The 21,813-nt window shown below is 63.1% G+C and carries 22 protein-coding genes; 3 read left to right on the forward strand and 19 right to left on the reverse strand.

The window, feature by feature from the left end:
• The first annotated feature begins 2 nt into the window (after positions 1–2).
• From ACXAED_RS20590 to ACXAED_RS20600, 3 genes are all read left to right on the forward strand, one after another.
• Complete coding sequence (locus tag ACXAED_RS20590) at positions 3–1,610, forward strand: peptide chain release factor 3 (RefSeq protein WP_475052909.1); 1,608 nt, start codon at positions 3–5, stop codon at positions 1,608–1,610.
• A 299-nt stretch (positions 1,611–1,909) separates the two neighbouring features.
• A complete protein-coding gene (locus ACXAED_RS20595; protein ID WP_475052911.1) occupies positions 1,910–3,298 on the forward strand; it encodes a DEAD/DEAH box helicase in 1,389 nt (462 codons plus the stop codon).
• A 215-nt stretch (positions 3,299–3,513) separates the two neighbouring features.
• A complete protein-coding gene (locus tag ACXAED_RS20600) occupies positions 3,514–3,693 on the forward strand; it encodes an RSP_7527 family protein (protein WP_475052912.1) in 180 nt (59 codons plus the stop codon).
• A 218-nt stretch (positions 3,694–3,911) separates the two neighbouring features.
• Here the strand turns inward: ACXAED_RS20600 and ACXAED_RS20605 are convergent, their stop codons facing one another.
• The 19 genes from ACXAED_RS20605 to ACXAED_RS20695 all read right to left on the reverse strand — a co-directional run bounded on the left by ACXAED_RS20605 (position 3,912) and on the right by ACXAED_RS20695 (position 21,716).
• Positions 3,912–5,579 (reverse strand): ribonuclease J, encoded by a 1,668-nt coding sequence (locus tag ACXAED_RS20605; RefSeq protein WP_475052915.1) that lies wholly within the window; start codon positions 5,577–5,579, stop codon positions 3,912–3,914.
• Positions 5,576–6,358, reverse strand: coding sequence for a type III pantothenate kinase (locus tag ACXAED_RS20610; RefSeq protein ID WP_475052917.1), 783 nt, complete (start codon positions 6,356–6,358; stop codon positions 5,576–5,578). The genes ACXAED_RS20605 and ACXAED_RS20610 overlap by 4 nt, the downstream gene beginning before the upstream one ends.
• Before the next feature lie 12 nt (positions 6,359–6,370).
• Complete coding sequence (locus ACXAED_RS20615; protein ID WP_475052918.1) at positions 6,371–7,117, reverse strand: biotin--[acetyl-CoA-carboxylase] ligase; 747 nt, start codon at positions 7,115–7,117, stop codon at positions 6,371–6,373.
• Positions 7,118–7,187: 70 nt separating this feature from the next.
• On the reverse strand, positions 7,188–8,627 hold the full coding sequence (gene nuoN, locus ACXAED_RS20620) for an NADH-quinone oxidoreductase subunit NuoN (protein WP_475052919.1): 1,440 nt from the start codon (positions 8,625–8,627) through the stop codon (positions 7,188–7,190).
• A gap of 15 nt (positions 8,628–8,642) precedes the next feature.
• Entirely contained in the window at positions 8,643–10,190 is a 1,548-nt protein-coding gene (locus ACXAED_RS20625) for an NADH-quinone oxidoreductase subunit M (RefSeq protein WP_475052922.1), read from the reverse strand.
• The gene (gene nuoL, locus ACXAED_RS20630; RefSeq protein ID WP_475052924.1) at positions 10,190–12,310 is read right to left on the reverse strand and encodes an NADH-quinone oxidoreductase subunit L; all 2,121 of its coding nucleotides are present in this window, start codon (positions 12,308–12,310) and stop codon (positions 10,190–10,192) included. Before nuoL ends, ACXAED_RS20625 begins: the two co-directional genes overlap by 1 nt.
• A gap of 6 nt (positions 12,311–12,316) precedes the next feature.
• Positions 12,317–12,622, reverse strand: a complete 306-nt coding sequence (nuoK, locus tag ACXAED_RS20635) for an NADH-quinone oxidoreductase subunit NuoK (protein ID WP_222502136.1) — start codon at positions 12,620–12,622, stop codon at positions 12,317–12,319.
• 4 nt (positions 12,623–12,626) lie between these two features.
• On the reverse strand, positions 12,627–13,229 hold the full coding sequence (locus ACXAED_RS20640; protein WP_475052927.1) for an NADH-quinone oxidoreductase subunit J: 603 nt from the start codon (positions 13,227–13,229) through the stop codon (positions 12,627–12,629).
• Entirely contained in the window at positions 13,226–13,660 is a 435-nt protein-coding gene (locus tag ACXAED_RS20645; RefSeq protein ID WP_475052928.1) for a carboxymuconolactone decarboxylase family protein, read from the reverse strand. The genes ACXAED_RS20640 and ACXAED_RS20645 overlap by 4 nt, the downstream gene beginning before the upstream one ends.
• A 73-nt stretch (positions 13,661–13,733) precedes the next feature.
• The gene (gene nuoI / locus ACXAED_RS20650; protein ID WP_027237101.1) at positions 13,734–14,228 is read right to left on the reverse strand and encodes an NADH-quinone oxidoreductase subunit NuoI; all 495 of its coding nucleotides are present in this window, start codon (positions 14,226–14,228) and stop codon (positions 13,734–13,736) included.
• Between the two features lie 3 nt (positions 14,229–14,231).
• On the reverse strand, positions 14,232–15,269 hold the full coding sequence (gene nuoH, locus ACXAED_RS20655) for an NADH-quinone oxidoreductase subunit NuoH (RefSeq protein ID WP_039145417.1): 1,038 nt from the start codon (positions 15,267–15,269) through the stop codon (positions 14,232–14,234).
• A gap of 6 nt (positions 15,270–15,275) precedes the next feature.
• On the reverse strand, positions 15,276–15,662 hold the full coding sequence (locus ACXAED_RS20660; protein WP_475052929.1) for a hypothetical protein: 387 nt from the start codon (positions 15,660–15,662) through the stop codon (positions 15,276–15,278).
• On the reverse strand, positions 15,659–17,677 hold the full coding sequence (gene nuoG / locus ACXAED_RS20665; protein ID WP_475052932.1) for an NADH-quinone oxidoreductase subunit NuoG: 2,019 nt from the start codon (positions 17,675–17,677) through the stop codon (positions 15,659–15,661). The genes ACXAED_RS20660 and nuoG overlap by 4 nt, the downstream gene beginning before the upstream one ends.
• Positions 17,678–17,680: 3 nt before the next feature.
• Positions 17,681–18,085: a DUF5333 domain-containing protein gene (locus tag ACXAED_RS20670; RefSeq protein WP_475052935.1), complete on the reverse strand. Its 405-nt coding sequence runs from the start codon at positions 18,083–18,085 to the stop codon at positions 17,681–17,683.
• Between the two features lie 101 nt (positions 18,086–18,186).
• Positions 18,187–18,549, reverse strand: a complete 363-nt coding sequence (locus ACXAED_RS20675) for a hypothetical protein (RefSeq protein WP_475052938.1) — start codon at positions 18,547–18,549, stop codon at positions 18,187–18,189.
• Entirely contained in the window at positions 18,546–18,962 is a 417-nt protein-coding gene (locus ACXAED_RS20680) for an MAPEG family protein (protein WP_475052941.1), read from the reverse strand. Before ACXAED_RS20680 ends, ACXAED_RS20675 begins: the two co-directional genes overlap by 4 nt.
• Before the next feature lie 6 nt (positions 18,963–18,968).
• The gene (nuoF, locus tag ACXAED_RS20685; protein WP_475052942.1) at positions 18,969–20,267 is read right to left on the reverse strand and encodes an NADH-quinone oxidoreductase subunit NuoF; all 1,299 of its coding nucleotides are present in this window, start codon (positions 20,265–20,267) and stop codon (positions 18,969–18,971) included.
• Positions 20,268–20,273: 6 nt separating this feature from the next.
• A complete protein-coding gene (locus ACXAED_RS20690; RefSeq protein WP_421053480.1) occupies positions 20,274–20,501 on the reverse strand; it encodes a DUF5337 domain-containing protein in 228 nt (75 codons plus the stop codon).
• A 45-nt stretch (positions 20,502–20,546) separates the two neighbouring features.
• Positions 20,547–21,716: an NADH-quinone oxidoreductase subunit E gene (locus ACXAED_RS20695; protein WP_475052943.1), complete on the reverse strand. Its 1,170-nt coding sequence runs from the start codon at positions 21,714–21,716 to the stop codon at positions 20,547–20,549.
• Between the last annotated feature and the right edge of the window lie 97 nt (positions 21,717–21,813).

Below are 21,813 nucleotides of genomic sequence, written 5' to 3' on the forward strand. Positions count from 1 at the left end.
TCATGCTGGATTCCGTCACAAACCGCCCCGAACTGCCGCCCGAAATTGCCCGCCGCCGGACCTTTGCGATCATCTCGCACCCGGACGCCGGCAAGACCACGCTGACCGAAAAGTTCCTGCTTTACGGCGGCGCGATTCAGATGGCCGGCCAGGTGCGCGCCAAGGGCGAGGCGCGGCGCACGCGCTCGGACTTCATGCAGATGGAAAAGGACCGCGGGATCTCTGTCTCCGCCTCGGCAATGTCCTTTGATTTCAGCGGCTTCCGCTTCAACCTGGTGGACACGCCGGGCCACTCGGACTTCTCCGAGGACACCTACCGCACGCTGACGGCGGTGGATGCCGCGGTGATGGTGATTGACGGCGCCAAGGGTGTGGAAAGCCAGACCCAGAAGCTGTTCGAGGTCTGCCGCCTGCGCGACCTGCCGATCCTGACCTTCTGTAACAAGATGGACCGCGAGAGCCGGGACACCTTTGAAATCATTGACGAAATCCAAGAGATGCTGGCGATTGACGTGACCCCCGCCAGCTGGCCCATCGGGGTGGGCCGCGATTTCATCGGCTGCTACGACATGCTGCGCGACCGGCTGGAACTGATGGACCGCGCCGACCGCAACAAGGTAGCGGAAAGCATTGAAATCAATGGCTTGGACGATCCCAAGCTGGCCGAGCACGTACCGGAGCACCTGCTGGAGAAGCTGCTGGAAGAGGTCGAAATGGCCCGCGAGCTGCTGCCCGCGCTGGACCCGCAGTCGGTGCTTGAAGGCCACATGACACCGATCTGGTTCGGCTCCGCGATCAACTCCTTCGGGGTGAAGGAGCTGATGGACGGCATCGGCAAATACGGGCCGGAGCCGCAGCCGCAGTCGGCCGAGCCGCGGCAGGTGAGCCCCGACGAAAAGAAGGTGGCCGGATTTGTCTTTAAAGTTCAGGCCAATATGGACCCCAAGCACCGCGACCGGGTGGCTTTCGTGCGGATGGCGAGCGGCCATTTCAAGCGCGGCATGAAGCTCACGCATGTGCGCACTAAGAAGCCGATGGCGGTGTCCAACCCGGTGCTGTTCCTGGCCTCCGACCGGGAACTGGCTGAGGAAGCCTGGGCCGGCGACATCATCGGCATCCCGAACCACGGCCAGCTGCGCATCGGCGACACGCTGACCGAGGGCGAGGCGATCCGGGTGACCGGCATCCCGTCGTTTGCCCCGGAACTGCTGCAAACCGTGCGCGCAGGCGACCCGATGAAGGCCAAGCACCTGGAAAAGGCGCTGATGCAGTTTGCCGAGGAAGGTGCGGCCAAGGTGTTCAAACCCTCAATCGGCTCCGGCTTCATCGTCGGCGTGGTGGGCCAGCTGCAGTTCGAAGTGCTGGCCAGCCGGATTGAGATGGAATACGGCCTGCCGGTGCGGTTCGAGGCGAGCCAGTTCACCTCGGCCCGCTGGGTCAGCGGTGGCAAGGCGGCAGTGGACAAGTTCATCAACGCCAACAAGCAGCACATCGCCCATGACCACGACGGCGACATCGTCTATCTGACGCGGCTGCAGTGGGACATCGACCGGGTCGAGCGCGACTACCCGGACCTGAACCTGACCGCGACCAAGGAAATGATGATCTGACGGAAACGCCCGGCCTTCCGGGCGTTCCAAATTGCACCCTCCTGCGGCCGGCAGCAAATTCGCCGGCCCGGCCGCAGCACCACGATTGCCCTGAACACTGCCCGGTTTCCGGCGGATTTGTTTCCTTTCTGCATAGTCCAGAGGCGAAAATACTGTAAAATCCGGCATTAATTGACGATCGCGCGGGATTTTGATATGCCCCGCAACGAGCCGGAAGCTGCCATCCCGCATGACCATTTGCGGATCCGGCTGGAACACACACGCGCGGGCCAGGTCAGTGTCCGCAATGACGGACACAGATGACAAAATTTACCGATCTGAACCTGAATCCCAAGGTCCTCAAAGCTATTGAGGAAGCTGGTTATGAAACCCCCACGCCGATCCAGGCCGGTGCAATTCCGCCCGCGCTGGAAGGGCGTGATGTGCTGGGAATCGCCCAGACCGGCACCGGCAAGACCGCGTCCTTCACGCTGCCGATGATCACCCTTCTGGCCCGCGGCCGCGCCCGGGCCCGGATGCCGCGCAGCCTGGTGCTGTGCCCCACCCGCGAGCTGGCCGCCCAGGTGGCGGAAAACTTCGACACCTATGCCAAGCACGTGAAGCTCACCAAGGCACTGCTGATCGGCGGTGTTTCCTTCAAGGAGCAGGACGCGCTGATCGACAAGGGCGTCGACGTGCTGATCGCCACCCCTGGCCGCCTTCTGGACCATTTCGAACGCGGCAAGCTGCTGCTGACCGGCGTGCAGATCATGGTGGTGGACGAGGCTGACCGGATGCTCGACATGGGCTTCATCCCGGATATCGAACGCATCTTCTCGCTAACGCCGTTCACCCGCCAGACCCTGTTCTTCTCTGCCACTATGGCGCCGGAGATCGAGCGGATCACCAACACCTTCCTGTCGGGTCCGGCCCGTATCGAAGTGGCCCGTCAGGCCACCGCGTCGGAGACCATCGAACAGTCCGTGGTGCAGTTCAAGGCCTCGCGCCGCGACCGCGAAGGCAGTGAAAAGCGCAAGGTTCTGCGCGCCCTGATCGACGCCGAAGGCGACAAGCTCACCAATGGCATCATCTTCTGCAACCGCAAGACGGATGTGGATATCTGCGCGAAATCGCTCAAGAAATACGGCTATGACGCCGCTGCCATTCACGGCGACCTTGATCAGAGCCAGCGCACCAAGACGCTGGACGCCTTCCGCGAAGGGTCGTTGCGCATCCTGGTGGCCTCGGATGTGGCCGCCCGCGGCCTTGACGTGCCCAGCGTCAGCCATGTGTTCAATTTCGACGTGCCGGGCCACGCCGAGGACTATGTCCACCGCATCGGCCGCACCGGCCGTGCCGGCCGTGAGGGCAAGGCAATCACCATCTGCACCCAGCGCGACGAAAAGGCGCTGGATGCGGTGGAGAAGCTGATCCAGAAGGATATCAACCGCCTTGAAAACCCGGTGAAGCCGGAGCCCAAACGCGAGAAGCCTGCCCGCGCCGCAAAGGAAGACTCTGGCAAGCCGGATACCGCCAAGGCCGACACCGAGACCCGCACGCCCCGTAAGGAAGATAAACCTGCGCAGAAACACGAACGTTCGTCTTCGCGAGGGAAATACGGCAAGCGTGACGACAAGGTCGTGGTTGGCATGGGCGACCACCTGCCAAGCTTCATCGCGCTCAGCTTTGCGGAGCGCCGCGCGAGCTGACCGGCGCAGCAGTACGTTTCAGGGCCGCTCCTTTCCGGGGCGGCCTTTTTCGTTGACGGGTCCTGCGGCGCGGCCCTCAGCGGCCATGCAGCCGCAGCATGGTGACCTTTGCAGTTGCAGCATACCGGGTCTTCTAACTTGGCCGGTGTCAGCCTGCGGCAACGGGCGTATAGGTTTCGCAACATAGAAACGCGCCATTGATGATGGGCTGAGCCATGAACACCAAAGACACCCAAACCCTGACCATTTCCCAATTCCAGGCCATCGAGGCCCGCGCCCACGAGCTGCGCGCAGAGGCTTTTGCCAGCATGATGCGCAGCCTGTTCCGCGCCCTGTTCCGCGCCCCGCGCAAGGTCATCTCCTGCCCCAGCTGCGCCCGCCCGCTGCACGGCTGAAGCTCCTGCCGGGCTCTGGCAGCAGCATGGACATGAAAACGCCGCGCGCCCCTGGGGGGCCGCGGCGTTTCTCGTTGTACGGGGGCCGGCAGACGCAACTGCGCCGCGGGCCCGTCAGGGCTCGCGGCGCCTGGCCCAACGGGGCCTGCTGCATCTTTGGATCTGGCTTGGGCCGGGCGGGAGCACAGCCCTGCCCTGCCATGCGCTGTACCGAAGGATCAGCGCATACGGCTGACCACCACCGTGACCTCGGGCTTCTTGCCGATCTCGCTGTGGGCGCTCTGGCGGGCGATGCGGCGCAGTTCCTGCTCCAGCTTGTCGTCGTCGCGCAGGGTCTTGGCACCGGCACGCATCAGGAACTGGTTCAGGTCTTCCTCCATCACCTCCACCAGCGCGGCCTTGGAGCTGCCGGTCTCGGGCAGCCCTTTGACGTCGCACCAGGGTTCGCCCAGCGGCTCGTCGTCCTCGTCCAGGATCACCGTCACCACCACATGGCCGTTCAGCGCCATCCGGATGCGGTCGCGCACGATGCCGTCCATCGCGCCGTATTTGACGGTGCCGTCCAGATAGGTGCGGCCGGTTTCGATCCACTCGGTCACTTTTGGCGCATCGCCGGTCAGGTCCATCATCATGCCGTTCACAACGACTGCGCTCGCGATGCCCTTCTCCTCGCCCAGGCGGGCGTGCTGGCGCAGATGGCGGTGCTCGCCGTGCATCGGGATCAGCATCTTGGGCTTCAGGAGCCTGTGGATTTCCTCAAGGTCCGGGCGGTTTGCGTGGCCCGACACGTGGTAGAGGCCGGAGCTGTCATCGACCACATCCACGCCCATTTCCGAGAACTGGTTGATGATGCGGATGACGCCCTTTTCGTTGCCCGGAATGGTCTTAGAGGAGAACAGGAACAGGTCGCCCTCCTTCAGCTCCAGCCCGCGGTACTTGCCGCGCGCCAGCTGCGCGGTGGCGGCGCGGCGCTCGCCCTGACTGCCGGTGGTGATCAGCATCAGGTTATCGCGCGGCACGTTGGCGGCGTCCTCGGGGCTGATCGTTTTCGGGAAATCGGTCAGCACGCCGGTTTCCACCGCCGCCTCGATCATCCGGCGCATGGCGCGGCCCAGCAGGACAACAGAACGGCCCGCCTTGACACCCGCTTCCGCCAGGGTTTTCACCCGCGCCACGTTAGAGGCGAAGGTCGTGGCAGCCACCAGCCCCTTTGCCTCGGAGAACAGCTTGGTGATTTCCTCCGGCAGCTCCGCTTCCGAGCGGCCCGGGTGCTGCGAGAACACATTGGTGGAATCGCAAACCAGCGCCTGGATGCCGCCGCCGGCGATCTCCGCCCACATTTCGGGGTCAAAGGGCTCGCCCACCAGCGGATTGGGGTCGAGCTTGAAGTCGCCGGTATGCACCACACGCCCTGCCGGGCTGTCAATCACCAGCCCGCCGCTTTCGGGGATCGAGTGGCTCATCGGGGCGACGCCGATTGTGAAGGGGCCGAGTTTGGTTGTTTCCGGCCAGGCCTGCACAGTGTGCACATTGGCCGGGTCGTGGCCTGCCTCCTCCATCTTGCGGCGCGCCAGGTTGGCGGTGAAAGCGCGCGCGTAGATGGGGACGTTCAGATGCGCGTACATATGGGCGATGGCGCCGATGTGGTCCTCGTGGCCGTGGGTGATGAAAATCCCCTCCAGCTGGTCCACGCGCTCCTTGAGCCAGGTCATGTCGGGCATGATCAGGTCGACACCCGGCGAGGTGTCCATATCGGGGAAGGTCACACCAAGATCGACCAGGACCAGGCGCTCCTTGTCCTGGGGGCCATAGCCGTAGACATAGGCGTTCATGCCAATTTCGCCTGCCCCGCCGAGAGGCAGGTAGATCAGTCTTTCACTGCTCATGCGTCAGTACCGTTTTCCTTATTGTATTTATGGATGATCTGAAGCCCGTGCATGGTGAGGTCGTCCTCGAATGCGTCGAACAGATCTGCGGATTGCTGGAACAAAGGCGCCAGCCCGCCTGTAGAGATGACTTTCATGGCGACGCCGCGCTCTGCCTTGATCCGGGTGCAGATTTCGCGGACGAGGCCGACATAGCCCCAGAACACGCCGGACTGCATGCAGGCGACTGTGTTGGTGCCGATTACATTTTCAGGTTTGGAGATATCCACGTGGGGCAGCGCGGCAGCGGCCTGGTGCAGCGCCTCCAGGCTGAGGTTCACACCGGGCGCGATTACTCCGCCGACATAGGCGCCGTCCTCGGCCACCACGTCAAAGGTGGTGGCGGTGCCGAAATCCACCACGATCAGGTTGCCGCCGTGAGCGTCGAAACCGGAGACCGTGTTGACCAGGCGGTCGGGGCCGACCTGCGTGCCTTCGTCCACCCGCACCGCAACCGGCAGCAGGCAGCCGGGCTTGCCCACCACCAGCGGCCGTGTGTTGAAATAGCGGTCCGCCAGAACGCGAAGATTGAACACGACCCGCGGCACGGTCGAGGAGATGATCATGTCGGTGATATCCGCCTCGATCCCCTGCAGCCGCATCAGCGTGTTGAGCCAGACGTAATACTGGTCCGCCGTGCGCTGCCATTCGGTGGCGGTGCGCCACATGCCGATGAACTTCTCGCCGTCATAGATCGAGAAGACGGTATTGGTGTTGCCGCAATCAACTGCCAGAAGCATTGCTGCTCCTTCCTAGAAATAGATGTCGGCCGCGGGAATGCTGACGCGGCCCTTGGCGGTGTTTAGGACAAGGTTGCCGCTGGCGTCCACCGTTTCAAAGGTGCCTTCGGTTTCAGACGACGCAGTCTTGGCAGTGATCACCTCGCCCAGCTTGGCGGCGCGCGCCAGCCATTCGGTGCGGATCGGCTCGAACCCGTAGGTCGAGAACTGCTGCTCATAGCGGGCAAAGGCACTGGCGACGGCTTCCAGGAATTCCTCGGGCGAGACCTGCACCCCGGTCTCTGACAGCAGCGACACCGGGTAAACGGCACCGGGCTCCAGCCATTCCTTCATCGGGGTTTCCACCAGATTGACGCCGATGCCGACAAACAGGTGATTGACCCCCGGCCCGTTGCCCGCGCTCTCCAGCAGGATGCCTGCCAGCTTGCCGCCCTTCAGCAGCACGTCGTTGGGCCACTTCAGCGACAGGCCCTCGCTCCGGCCCGTCACCGCAACGCAGGCATCATAGACCGCCAGCGCGGCGACAAAGCTGCGCAGCGCGGCCTGATCCGGGGCGCCCTCAGGCCGCATCACCAGGGTGGCTGCAAAATTGCCCTTGGGGTCCTTCCAGTCGCGCCCGCGGCGGCCGCGCCCCTGGGTCTGGCGCAGTGCCAGGATCCACTCCGGGCCCGCCAGTTCCCCGGCGATGCGGGCGGCCTCATTCAGGGTGCTGTCCACCTCGGCAAGCACCCGTTTCCCATATCCTGCTGGCCAGCTCATCTGCGCTCCTCGAAAGTGCGAAAAGGCCCGGTCGCGTGACCGGGCCTTCTCAGCCTGCCTGAAAAGCAGATCAATTTACAAGGGTTGCTGCGGCGGCAGCCGCCGCAGTGTCGATACCGAACTGGTACACCAGACCGACCAGCATCATCGCGGCAGAGGCCATCAGCGCGACGGTCAGGACCGGCGAACCCTTCGCCTCGACATCGTCTTCGCCAGTGCCAAAGTACATGTAGAAGACAATCCGGATGTAATAGAAGGCACCGATGACCGAAGCGATGGCGGAGGCCACGACCAGGCCCATCAGGCCCGCGTCGACACCCGCCTTCCACACGCCCAGCTTGGCAAAGAAGCCCAGCATCGGCGGCACGCCTGCCAGCGAGAACATCAGGATCAGCACCGCCAGCGCCTTGCCCGGCTCGCGCGCGGCGAACTGGTTCAGGGCCAGGATGTCGGTGACCGGCTTACCGTCCTTCTCCAGCATCAGGATGAAGGAGAAGGTGCCGATGTTCATGGTGACGTAGATCGCCAGGTAAACCAGCATCGCGGTGATGCCCGCCTCAGTACCCGCGGCCAGGCCTATCATCGCATAGCCCATATGGGCGATCGAGGAGAAGGCCATCAGGCGCTTGATGTCGCGCTGGCCGATCGCCGCGATGGCGCCCAGGAACATCGACAGCACCGACAGCACCACGATGATCTGCTGCCAGTCGGCAATGGCGCCGCCGAATGCGTCATGCAGCACACGCGCGAACAGGCCCATCGCCGCAACCTTGGGCGCGGTGGCAAAGAAGGCGGTGACCGGGGTCGGCGAGCCTTCGTAGACGTCCGGTGTCCACATGTGGAAGGGCACCGCCGAGACCTTGAACGCAAGACCCGAGATCATGAACACCAGGCCGAACAGCATGCCGATGGACATATGGCCCTGCTCTGCCACCTGGATGATGCCCGCGAACTGGGTGGTGCCTGCAAAGCCGTAGACCAGCGAAGCACCGTACAGCAGCAGGCCGGAGGACAGCGCGCCCAGCACAAAGTACTTGAGGCCCGCCTCGGTCGACTTGACGCTGTCGCGGCGCATGGCGGCCACGACGTAGAGCGACAGCGACTGCAGCTCCAGCCCCATATAGAGCGACATCAGGTTGCCTGCGGAGACCATCATCATCATGCCGACGGCAGCCAGCGCGATCAGGATCGGGTATTCGAACTTCAGCATGCCACGGCGCGCCATGTAGTCCTGGCCGACCAGCAGCACCGCCGAGGCGCCCAGAAGCAGCGCCACCTTGGCAAAGCGCGAGAAGCCGTCGTCGATGAACATGCCGCCAAAGGCGGTCTGGGTGCCGGCCGGGCTGCTGGCAATCCAGAACGCCAGCACCGCCATCAGCGCCGCAGTGCTCCAGACCAGCGGTGCCGCCAGGCTGTCCTTGGTGGTGTAGACCGCGCCGATCAGCGCAGCCATGGCATAGAGCGCCAGAACGATCTCTGGCAGGATTACAGTAAGATCAGCTTGGATCATCTGCCTGATGCTCCCTTAATGCGAAGCAATCTGGGTGGCTGCCGAGGTGTCGGCCGCTGCCAGAGACTGGTTGAAGTTTGCAATCAGCGCCTCGGTCGAGGGCGCGATGATGTCGGTGACCAGCGACGGGTAGACACCCAGCAGCAGGGTCATGGCGACCAGCGGCGCAAAGACGAACCGCTCGCGCGCGGACATGTCGCGGATGCCCATCAGGCTGCCTTTGATCAGGTCGCCGAACACCACGCGGCGGTAGAGCCACAGCGCATAGCCCGCCGAGAAAATCACGCCGGTCGCCGCCACCGCGGTCACCCAGGTGTTTTTCTGGAAGGCGCCCATCAGGGTCAGGAATTCACCGACAAAACCCGAGGTGCCCGGCAGGCCGACGTTGCCCATGGTGAAGAACATGAAGACCAGCGCGTAGGCAGGCATCCGGATCACCAGGCCGCCATAGGCGTCGATGTCGCGGGTGTGCATGCGATCATAGATCACGCCGACGCAGAGGAAGAGCGCGGCGGAGATGAAACCGTGCGACAGCATCTGGAAGATGGCGCCGTCGATGCCCTGCTGGTTGGCCGCAAAGATGCCCATGGTGACAAAGCCCATGTGCGCGACCGAGGAATAGGCGATCAGCTTCTTCATGTCTTCCTGCACCATCGCCACCAGCGAGGTATAGACAACCGCAATCGCGGACATCCACAGGACCACATCGGTCATCACGTCCGCGCCCACCGGGAACATCGGCAGGGAGAAGCGCAGGAAGCCGTAGCCGCCCATCTTCAGCAGGATCGCTGCCAGCACAACGGAGCCCGCAGTCGGCGCCTGCACGTGCGCGTCCGGCAGCCAGGTGTGCACCGGCCACATCGGCATCTTCACCGCGAAGGAGGCGAAGAAGGCCAGGAACATCAGCGTCTGTGCACCGCCCACGATGTGAACACCCAGCACGTCAAAGGACGCCGCCGAGAAGCTGTGGGTCAGCAGGGTTTCAATGTCGGTGGTGCCGGCATCCACATACATGAACACCATCGCCACCAGCATCAGCACCGAGCCGAAGAAGGTGTAGAGGAAGAACTTGAAGGAGGCGTAGATCCGCTCCTTGCCGCCCCAGATGCCGATGATCAGGAACATCGGGATCAGGCCTGCCTCGAAGAACAGGTAGAACAGCACCATGTCCAGCGCCATGAAGACACCCAGCATCAGGGTCTCCAGGAGCAGGAAGGCGACCATGTATTCCTTGACGCGGGTCGTCACGTTCCAGCTGGCCAGGATGGTCAGCGGCATGATGAAGGTGGTCAGCATCACGAACAGAACCGAGATGCCGTCGACGCCCATCTTGTACTTGAGGCCAAAGATCCACTCAGCCTCTTCCAGGAACTGGAAGCCGGTGTTGGCCGGGTCGAACTGGGCGTAGATGCCCAGGCTCACCAGGAAGGTGATCGTGGTGGCAAAGAGCGCAACAAACTTGGCGTTGCGCTGCGCCGCCTTATCCTCGCCGCGCAGGAACAGGGCCAGAATGGCCGCCGCGAGCGCCGGGATGAAGGTGACAATAGAAAGGAGATTGTCCATCAGTGCGCTCCTCCGCCGATCGACATCCAGGTGACCAGGGCTGCAATGCCCAGCACCATCCAGAAGGCATAAGTGAAGATGTACCCGGACTGTGCGCGTCCGGCGAGACGGGTGAAGAAGGGCACAACGCCCATGGCAAGGCCATTGAGGAAGCCGTCGATGGTTCCGCCGTCGCCGCGCTTCCAGAAGAAGCGGCCCAGGGCCAGAGCCGGTTTGACGAAGATCACATTGTAGATTTCGTCAAAGTACCACTTGTTAAGCAGGAACAGGTACAGCGGACGCTGCTGCTGTGCCAGGCGGTTGGGCAGCGACGGGTTCCAGATATAGAACCACAGCGCCAGCACCAGGCCGCCCACCATTGCCATGAACGGGGACAGTTTCACCCATTTCGGCGCCGCGTGGGCATCCTCCAGGATGTGGTTGTCCGGCGCAATATAAAGCGCGCCCTCGCCCGGCTGGCCGGCAAACACATAGTGGTGCTCGCCTTCGCCGCTGTGAGCAGCCTCTTCGCCGTGCGCGGCTTCCTCGCCAAGGGTAGCGGTTTCGCCATGCGCGGCCTCTTCGCCATGATCCGCAGCGGAGGCTTCCGCCACCGGGATGCCATAGAACTTGCCGACCTGATCGGCGTGGCCGAAGAAGCTGCCGTACCAGATCATGCCTGCGGTGATCGAGCCCACCGCCAGCACGCCCAGCGGCACCAGCATGGTCCAGGGGCTTTCATGCGCGTGGTCGTGGGTGTGCTTGTCCCCGCGGGCCTCGCCGTAGAAGGTCATGAACATCAGGCGCCACGAGTAGAAGGAGGTCATGAAGGCCGCGATCACCAGCGCCCAGAAGCCGAACATCGAGCCGCCCGCATAGGCGCTTTCGATGATGGCGTCCTTGGAGACGAAGCCGGCAAAGCCAACCCAGCCGCTGAGCGGAATACCGACGCCGGTAATGGCCAGCGTACCGATCATCATCGCCCAGAAGGTATAGGGGATCTTCTTGCGCAGGTTGCCGTAGTTCCGCATGTCCTGCTCGTGGTGCATCGCATGGATCACGGAGCCCGCGCCAAGGAACAGCATCGCCTTGAAGAAGGCGTGGGTGAACAGGTGGAACATCGCCGCCGAGTACATGCCAACGCCAGCCGCCACGAACATGTAGCCCAGCTGCGAGCAGGTCGAGTACGCAATCACGCGCTTGATGTCGTTTTGCACCAGACCCACGGTCGCGGCAAAGAAGGCGGTTGCTGCACCCAGCACGGTGATGAAGGCCGCAGCCTCAGGCGCGAACTCGATCAGCGGCGACATGCGGCAGACCAGGAACACGCCGGCGGTCACCATGGTTGCGGCGTGGATCAGCGCCGACACCGGGGTCGGGCCTTCCATCGCGTCCGGCAGCCAGGTGTGCAGCAGCAGCTGCGCCGATTTGCCCATCGCACCGACAAACAGCAGGAAGGCCAGCAGGTTCGCCGCATTCCACTCGGTCCACAGGAAGGAAACTTGGGTTTCCGCGAGCGTGGGTGCAGCGGCAAAGATGTCCGCCAGGTTGATGCTGTCGGTCAGGAAGAACAGGCCGAAAATCCCCAGCGCAAAGCCGAAGTCGCCGACGCGATTGACGATGAAGGCCTTCATCGCCGCCGCATTGGCGCTAGGCTTGCGGTAGTAGAAGCCGATCAGCAGGTAGGATGCAACGCCCACGCCCTCCCAGCCGAAGAACATCTGCACCAGGTTATCCGACGTCACAAGCATCAGCATCGCGAAGGTGAAGAACGACAGGTAGGCAAAGAAGCGCGGCTTGTAGCTCTCGCCCTCTTTCCACTGCGGGTCATGGTCCATGTACCCGAAGGAATAAAGGTGCACGAGCGACGAGACCGTGGTGATCACGATCAGCATGATCGCGGTCAGCCGGTCCAGCCGGATCGCCCAGGAGGTCGACAGCGAGCCGCTTTCAATCCAGCGGAAAATCTCGATGTTCTGGGTCACCCCGTCAAACGCCAGGAAGGTGATCCAGCTGAGCAGCGCCGACAGGAACAGCAGTGCCGTGGCGGTCACGGTGGCGGCTTTCTCGCCGATCATCTTGTGGCCGAAGCCGCAGATCACGGCCCCCACCAGAGGGGCAAAGAGAAGGATGGTTTCCATGTTTCTTTAGCCCTTCATCACGTTGACGTCTTCGACGGCAATGGTGCCGCGGTTGCGGAAGAAGCAGACCAGGATCGCGAGGCCGATGGCAGCCTCAGCGGCGGCCACGGTCAGCACGAACAGGGTGAACACCTGCCCCACCAGGTCGCCCAGGAAACTGGAGAATGCGACCAGGTTGATGTTCACCGCCAAGAGCATCAGTTCGATGCTCATCAGCAGGATGATCACGTTCTTGCGGTTCAGGAAGAGCCCGAAGATGCCGATGACGAACATGGTCGCCGCGACGGTCAGATAATGTTCAAGTCCAATCATTGGATCACAGCCCCTGCCCCGGTTTCACGTCCTTGAGCTCCATCGCTTTGACCGGGTCGCGCATCATCTGGGCAACCACGTCCTGGCGCTTGACGTCGGTGCGGTGGCGCAGGGTCAGCACGATCGCGCCGATCATCGCCACCAGCAGGATCAGGCCCGCCAGCTGGAACAGAAGGAAATATTGATCATAGATGATGAGGCCCAGGGCCTCGGTGTTGTGGCGGTCGGCAGGCACCGGATTGGCCAGCAGCTCAGGCGCCTTGTGGGCGGTTTCCCAAACGCCGAAGGCCATCACGAACTGCATCAGGATCACCAGGCCGATCAGCAAGGCGAGCGGCATGTAGCGCGCCATCTCCGCCTTCAGCTCGGCAAAGTCCACATCCAGCATCATCACCACAAACAGGAACAGCACCGCGACCGCGCCCACATAGACGATGACCAGCAGCATGGCGACGAATTCCGCCCCCAGCAGCACAAACAGCCCGGCCGAGGAAAGGAAGGCCAGGATCAGCCACAGCACCGAATGCACCGGCTGGCGGCTGATCACGGTGAACAGCCCGCCGGTGATGGCGCTGATGGCGAAGAGGTAGAAGGCAAAAACGCTCATGTCTCATCGTCCCTTTTGTCGTCCATGACCGTTTGCGCCAGATCCAGCGCCCGGTTCATGGCCGGAATGCCGGCAAACACCGACATCTGTCCGATCGTTTCCACGATCTCTTGTTTCTTGGCGCCGGCCGCGAGGGCGTGGCGCACGGTCTGGCGCACGGCACTGTCAGCCTGCGCGCCCTGCATTGTCAGCCCGGCCAGTGTCAGCAGCAGCCGGGTCTTGGCATCCAGCCCGTCCTTATTGACGGTGTTGCCGAACATCATTTCCATGACCTCTTTGGGCATGGTGGGCCACAGTGCCTCGAACTCCCTGAAGGCCTCGGAGGGCGAGAAGTTCTCCAGCGCCGGGTTGAACGCCTTGGCCATCTGCTGGGCCTGGGCCTGCATCTGTTCCATCATGGCCTCAAACGGATTGGGCGGCTGTTTGGTCATGTCCTCTCCTCCGGCCAAGAATTTTCAGCAAAATTCTTGGCAAAAGTTTTTGGAAAACTTTTGCGCCCGCGCCTCATCGGTAGGGCGCGTCGATTTCCAGGTTGCGGGCAATCTCGGCTTCCCAGCGCTCACCGTTGGCCAGGAGTTTCTCCTTGTCGTAGAACAGCTCCTCGCGGGTCTCGGTCGCGAACTCGAAGTTCGGGCCTTCGACAATCGCGTCCACCGGGCAGGCTTCCTGACAGAAACCGCAGTAGATGCATTTGGTCATGTCGATGTCATAGCGCGTGGTGCGGCGGCTGCCGTCCTCGCGCGGTTCCGCGTCGATGGTGATCGCCTGCGCCGGGCAGATCGCCTCGCACAGTTTGCAGGCAATACAGCGCTCCTCGCCGTTCGGGTAGCGGCGCAGGGCGTGCTCACCGCGGAAGCGGGGCGACAGCGGACCCTTTTCGTGCGGGTAGTTCAGCGTCGCCTTGGGCGCGAAGAAATACTTGAGCCCAAGTTTGAAGCCGACCCAGAAATCCTGCAGCAGGAAGTATTTGGCGGCGCGGGTGTAGTCGATGTTCGCCATCGGTCAGCCTCCCACGGTCCAGCGGGCGAAGATGCCCCAGAACCAGTCAAATTTTGCAGCAAAGGACACGAAGACCACCCAGGCCAGCGAGAACGGCAGGAACACTTTCCAGCCCAGGCGCATCAGCTGGTCGTAGCGGTAGCGCGGGGTGATCGCCTTTACCATTGCGAAAAGGAAGAAGAAGAAAGCCATCTTGGCGACCATCCACAGCACGCCGTCGGGCAGGCCCGGGATCGGGGACAGCCAGCCGCCGAAGAACAGCAGGGTTGTCAGCGCGCACATCAGGAAGATGGCGATGTATTCACCGGCCATGAACAAGAGGAACGGGGTTGCCGAGTATTCCACCTGGTAACCCGCAACCAGTTCCGATTCCGCTTCCGGCAGGTCGAACGGCGGGCGGTTGGTTTCCGCCAAAGCCGAGATGAAGAACAGGAAGACCATCGGGAAATGCGGGATCCAGTACCAGTTCAGAAGGCCCAGATCACCGTCCTGCGCGCGCACGATGTCGCCGAAGTTCATCGAGCCGGTGGAGATGATCACGCCGATGATGATCAGGCCGATGGAGACCTCGTAGGAGATCATTTGCGCCGCAGAGCGCAAGCTGCCCAGGAACGGGTATTTCGAGTTCGACGCCCAGCCGCCCATGATCACGCCGTAAACTTCCAGCGAGGACACCGCGAAGACATAGAGGATAGCGACGTTAATGTCGCTGAGGACCCAGCCGTCGTTGAAGGGGATCACCGCCCAGGCGATCATCGCGAGCACGAAGGAGGTCATCGGCGCCAGGATGAAGACGGTGCGGTCGGCGCCGGCCGGGATCACCACCTCCTTCACCACGTATTTCAGCGCGTCGGCCACCGATTGCAGCAGGCCGTAGACGCCCACCACGTTCGGGCCCCGGCGCATCTGGACCGCGGCCCAGATCTTGCGGTCCCCGTAGACGAGGAACAGGAGCGAGATCATCACAAAGGCAACAACTGCAAGCACTTGCGCCAGGATCAGAACAGCGATGCCGCCTGGAGTGTTAAAGAAATCAGCCATAGGTCCTCACACCGTGGGTATTCCGTTCGCCGCGCAATCCGCGACCACGACTTCGGCGTCGATGGTGCGCAGCCCGCGCGGCAGAGAGGGCGAAATCAGGTAGACCGCATCAGCGGTCCGGCTGCCCCCTGCCTGTTTCGTTGTCGTGCGCACATGGCGCGCAAACCCGTAGCCCCGGATCAGCGCGTATTGCGCGGCGGCGCATTCCGCATAGGTATCGAGATCGCCTTCCAGGCGCGGGCCGCGCATGGAGACGTGAAATTGCACCAGATCGCCCTCCAGCAGGCTGGTCTCCACCCCCTCGTATACCGGGGCGGGCCGCTCTCCTCCGCTGCCGGGCGCCATCGCGCAGGCGGCCAGCAGGAGAGGCGTTATGAGGGCGAAGCGGATCATTCGGCGGCCAGTTTCCCGGTTGCGCGGGCTTTCACGCCTGCCGACAGTTCCGCCATCAGCTGGGACGCGCGGGCGATCGGGTTGGTCAGATAGAAATCCTTGACCGCCGGCAGGAAGTCAGCGTTGCCGAGCTTGTCCTGTTCCAGCGGTTCGCCTTCCTTTTCAACGACTTCGTCGATCCGTGCCAGGTGCGGAACCTCAGCCACCAACGCCTGGCGCAGCTGCGCCAGCGAGTCATAGCCCAGCTGAGCACCAGCTTCGGCGCTGAGCGCACGCAGGATCGCCCAGTTTTCCTTGGCCTCGCCCGGCGCAAAGCTCGCGCGCATGGCCAGCTGCGGGCGGCCTTCGGTGTTCACGAACAGGCCGTTTTCCTCGGTATAGGCCGCGCCCGGCAGGATCACATCGGCGCGATGTGCGCCGCGATCGCCGTGGGAGCCCTGGTAGATCACGAATGCACCTGGGTCGATTTCCACCTCATCAGCACCGAGGTTGTAGATCACCTCTGCCCCGTCGATAGCCGCTGCCATGCCGCCTTCGGTCACAGCACCGACATCCATCGCACCAACGCGGGAGGCGGCGGTGTGCAGCATCAGCAGCTTGGAGTTGGTATCCGCGGCCAGCTTCTGCGCGGCGGCCAGAACCGCCAGGCCGTCAGCCTCGCGCAGGGCGCCCTGCCCGACGATCACGACGGAGGGCGCGTCCTTGACGGCGCCGTAGTCCTTGTCCAGCAGGCTCTCCAGCGCGGCGCGGTCGGTGCCGACATGGGCATAGTCATAGGTCAGGTCTGCCGGCTGTCCGACCAGTCCCACTTGCGCGCCGTTCAGCCAGGCCTTGCGAATGCGGGCGTTCAGCACCGGCGCCTCGTCACGCGGGTTGGTGCCGATCAGCTGGATAAACTTGGCGCTGTCGATGTCCTCGATGGTGGCGGTGCCGGCATAGCCCGCACGGTTGCCGACCGGCAGGCGGGCATTGTCGGTACGGCATTCGACCTTGCCGCCCAGGCCTTCGACCAGCTGTTTCAGCGCAAAAGCCGCCTCAACCGGGACCAGGTCGCCGATCAGGCCCGCAACCTTCTTGCCCTTCATGGCGTTTGCCGCCGCGGAAAGGGCTTCCGGCCAGGTCGCGGGCTTCAGCTTGCCGTCGACGCGCACATAAGGACGGTCGAGGCGCTGGCGGCGCAGGCCGTCCCAAACAAAGCGGGTCTTGTCGCTGATCCACTCCTCGTTAACGCCGTCATGGTTGCGCGGCAGGATGCGCATCACTTCGCGGCCCTTGGTATCAACCCGGATGTTGGAGCCAAGCGCATCCATCACGTCGATGGTTTCGGTCTTGGTCAGCTCCCAAGGCCGGGCGGTAAACGCATAGGGCTTGGACGTCAGCGCGCCCACAGGGCACAAGTCGATGATGTTGCCCTGCAGGTTCGATTGCAGGGTTTCGTTCAAGTAGGAGGTGATCTCCGCATCCTCGCCGCGCCCCGTTTGGCCCATCTGGGTGATGCCCGCGACCTCAGTCGTGAAGCGCACGCAGCGGGTGCAGGAGATACAGCGGGTCATAGCGGTGCCGACCAGCGGCCCCAGATCCAGATCGTCCACCGCGCGCTTGGGCTCGCGGAAGCGGGAGAAGTCGACGCCATAGGCCATCGCCTGGTCCTGCAGGTCGCATTCGCCGCCCTGATCGCAGATCGGGCAGTCCAGCGGGTGGTTGATCAGCATGAATTCCATCACGCCTTCGCGGGCCTTCTTGACCATCGGCGAGTTGGTTTTCACCTGCGGCGCCTGGCCTTCGGGGCCGGGGCGCAGATCGCGCACCTGCATCGCGCAGGAGGCCGCCGGTTTCGGCGGGCCGCCGACAACTTCAACCAGGCACATGCGGCAGTTGCCCGCGATGGACAGCCGCTCATGATAGCAGAAGCGCGGGATCTCGACGCCGGCCTCCTCACAGGCCTGGATCAGGGTCATCGCCCCATCCACCTCGATCTCGGTTCCGTCAATGTTGATCTTGCGGAGGTCAGACATGGTCTATTTCGCCCTCAGTAACACGCCGATCGCGCTGTTCTTTTCGATTTCCGCGCGGCCATAGGCGCAGAAGGTTTCCGGTTTGCCGTAGTCCACGCCGTTTTGCGCCAGGAGCTTCTCTCCCTTGGCACGCATCCGGTCCTTTTCGGCATCAGATTCGATGTAATCGCGGATTTCCGCGTCCGAGTACCCCAGCGCATTTGCCCGCGCTTTGAGCCGGCGCAACTCGCCCAGCCCTTTCAGGTAGCGGGGGGAGATTTCGTCACAATAGTCCGAGACTTCCTTGGCCACAGCGACGGCAAACAGCGGGTCTTCGATTTCCTGCACGTCGCGAAGCGACGGTTTGGCCAGCGCCGCGGCAGGCAGGGCAACAGCAGTGGTCAGGACAACGGCAATCAAGGCACGCATGGCAAGAGACTCCTTCAGTTTCGAAGCCCCCATGCGCAGGCGCGAGACGCTGCTATGCAATAGCAGCCCGGCCTTTCGGCCCTGATATGCCGGAAATCCGCTCACGGGGTGCAGGTTCCCTGAAAGGTTGCGCGGCCGTCGGTCAGGGTCAGCGGCGCGGTCTCATCCCTCGGGTCGGTTGCCCAAGCGATCTTGGACGAGCCATAGGTGACCACGCAGTATTTCGTCCCGGCATGGTGTGCCGCCTCGCGCGCGCCACTGACGGAGCGGTCCGCGCCCTTGATTTCGACATAGAACACGGCCGGGTCAGTCTTCTTGTCGACGGGTTTGGCCTTGGCCTTGAAAGGTACGCCGTCATACAGCACGCGGTTGTTGCTGGCCGTGGTGCCGCAGGCCGTCAGCAGCGCTGCCGCTGCAAGGCAGGCCGTCGGCACCGCCATCCGGTATGTCTTAAGAATGCTCAAAATACTGCCGCCAATGTCATAAGTGCCAGGCCGCCCATGCAGGCCCAGCCAATCACGTAAAATACCGACCGCAGCCCGCCATGCGGTTTGCCGCTCCCGCGCAGGTGGATGACGATCATGATCACCCGGGCCGCCAGCGCCAATGAGGCCAGCAGGTTCACCCAGAACGGCGCCGCACCGGCCAGAATGGCCGCCAGTGTCACGGTCAGGAAGGCCGGCAGCGTCTCGCAGCCGTTCAGATAGGCCCGGTTCAGACGGTAGGCTTTGACCGCATAGTCCTCATCCGGCGTGGCGCCCGGAGCGAGGCCCGCCTTCTGCTTGGCCAGCGCCGAAAACGGCGAGAGCGCCAGGATGATCAAGGTAAAGATCACCAGCGCGGCCAAGGCGTGGGAATATGCGGCGAAAGCTTCCATCAAGGGTTACTCCGCCGCCATCGCGCCCATGCGGCCCGATTTCTGCGCCTTGATGCGGTCCTCGATTTCCTCGCGGAAGTTCTTGATCAGGCCCTGGATCGGCCAGGCCGCCGCGTCGCCAAGGGCGCAGATGGTGTGGCCTTCGACCTGTTTGGTCACGTCCCACAGCATGTCGATTTCTTCCAGCTCGGCCTCGCCCTTCACCAGGCGTTCCATGACGCGCATCATCCAGCCGGTGCCTTCACGGCAGGGCGTGCACTGGCCGCAGCTTTCGTGCTTGTAGAACTTGGACAGCCGCCAGATCGCCTTGATGATGTCGGTCTGTTTGTCCATCACGATCACCGCCGCGGTGCCGAGGCCGGAGCCCAGCTCGCCGCGCAGGTAGTCGAAGTCCATGATCGCATCGCGCATATTCTCGCCGCGCACGCACGGCACGGAGGAGCCGCCGGGGATCACCGCCAGCAGGTTGTCCCAGCCGCCGCGGATGCCGCCGCAATGCTTCTCGATCAGCTCCTCAAAGGAGATCGACATCGCCTCTTCAACCACGCAGGGGTTGTTGACGTGGCCGGAGATCGCAAACAGCTTGGTGCCCGCATTATTCTGGCGGCCGAAGCCTGCGAACCAGTCGGCGCCGCGGCGCAGGATGGTGGGCACAACGGCGATGGATTCCACGTTGTTCACGGTGGTCGGGCAGCCATAAAGACCCGCGCCCGCCGGGAACGGCGGCTTCATCCGGGGCATACCCTTCTTGCCTTCGAGGCTTTCGATCAGGGCGGTTTCCTCGCCGCAGATATAGGCCCCTGCCCCGTGGTGCAGGAAGATGTCGAAATCCCAGCCGGACCCGGCCGCGTTCTTGCCGAGGAGGCCCTGGTCGTAGGCTTCGTCGATTGCCGCCTGCAGCGCCTCGCGCTCGCGGATGTATTCGCCGCGCAGGTAGATATAGCAGGTGTGCGCGTTCATCGCGAAGGAAGCGATCAGGCAGCCCTCGATCAGCGTGTGCGGATCGTGGCGCATGATTTCGCGGTCCTTGCAGGTGCCGGGCTCGGATTCATCAGCGTTTACAACCAGATACGCCGGGCGGCCGTCGCTTTCCTTGGGCATGAAGGACCACTTGAGACCGGTCGGGAAGCCCGCGCCGCCGCGGCCGCGCAGACCGCTGTCTTTCATCGTCTGAATAATCCAGTCGCGGCCCTTTTGGATCAGACCCGCGGTGCCATCCCAATGGCCGCGCGCCTTGGCGCCCGCCAGCGTGCGCTCGTGCATCCCGTAAAGGTTGGTAAAGATCCGGTCCTGATCCTTCAGCATGTGTGCCTACCTTTGGCTGTCCCGGCGCATGCGCCAGAGTTGAAATATGTTGACCAGGGCATAGATCATGCCCGCCAGCGCGGCGAAGTCGAACAGCAGCGCATAGCGCCCCGGCAGCCCCATCATCGGGCCGATGAACAGCGACAGCACGATCCACAGCGAAATGGTCCCGGCAATCACAAGCGCGATGTGCCGGCCCTTTGCTGCAATGGCCTGGTCCTGTTCCTTGGTCATCTGTTTCCTATCACCCAAACCCGGCCCCAAGGGGCCGCGGCCTGATTATTCGTCGTCGTCGTAGATGTGCTCTTCTTTGGCACGCCGGGCGAACTCGGTCTCATCACCCACTTGCAGCCGTTTCGCCTGCTCGACCCAGCCATCGCGGGAGATCCGGCCCCGGAACTTAAGACGGGAATTGACCCAGGCGATCTCTTCCTCGGTCCAGTCTGCGATCTGGTCGAAGTGGAAGAAGCCGAGTTCGTTCAGCTTTGCCTCCAGCTTGGGACCAACCCCTTTCAGCAGCTTGAGGTCATCGGCCAGCCCGCCACGGGCTTCCTTCAGAAGCTCCGGCTGGCTTTCCTCAGTTGCTTTTGCCGCAGCGCCCTCAGGCGAGGCAGGTTCCACCGCATCGGACTTCTTCACCGGCGCCGACTTGACCGCTTCCGCTTGCTTGGCTGCGGGAACCGGGGCTTCCGGAGCCTTCGGCGGCTGGCCTTCGACCGCACGGCCGGCGACGACACCATCCTTGCCGATCCACGGGGTCAGCAGCGGCACTTCATCGCCCTGAATGCGTTTGATGCCGTCCTTGACGTCCATCGCCAGCTGCACGCTCGCATTGTACTGCGTCTTGCCGCTGTCGAAGTCGGTCAGCGAGGTGAGGCCGGACTTCGGCTCAGCCGCGTAACGGCCGTTCTGCGGACCCGGCGCCACCAGATTTCCGGCAGCCAGATCGTCAAGCAGCTTGGCAAAGCCTTCTGCCGTCAGATCCTCGTAATAGTCCTTGCCGATCTGCGCCATCGGGGCGTTTGTGCAGGCACCCAGGCACTCAACCTCTTCCCATGTGAACTTGCCATCCGCCGACAGAGTGAACGGCTTGTTGGCGATCTTCTCCTGGCAGACGACGATCAGGTCCTCTGCGCCGCAGATCATGCAGGAGGTGGTGCCGCAGATCTGAACATGGGCAACGGAACCAGTCGGTTGCAGCTGGAACATGAAGTAGAAGGAGGCAACCTCCAGCACCCGGATATAAGCCATTCCGAGCATATCGGCGATAGCTTCGATCGCGGGTTTGGAGACCCAGCCTTCCTGCTCTTGCGCACGCCACAAAAGCGGAATGACCGCCGAGGCCTGGCGGCCCTCAGGATATTTGGTGATTTGCGCCTCGGCCCAGGCCTGGTTGGCCGGGGTGAAGGCAAAGCTCGCGGGTTGTTCGGAATGCAGACGGCGAAGCATTTAATACCTTCCCAAGCTGGCTACATAGGCCGCATCCAGCGACACAATGGACATGCCGATCCCGGCAGAAATTGGATCACCACCGAACACAGAGAGC

Source organism: Leisingera sp. ABM4_103, assembly GCF_056158685.1.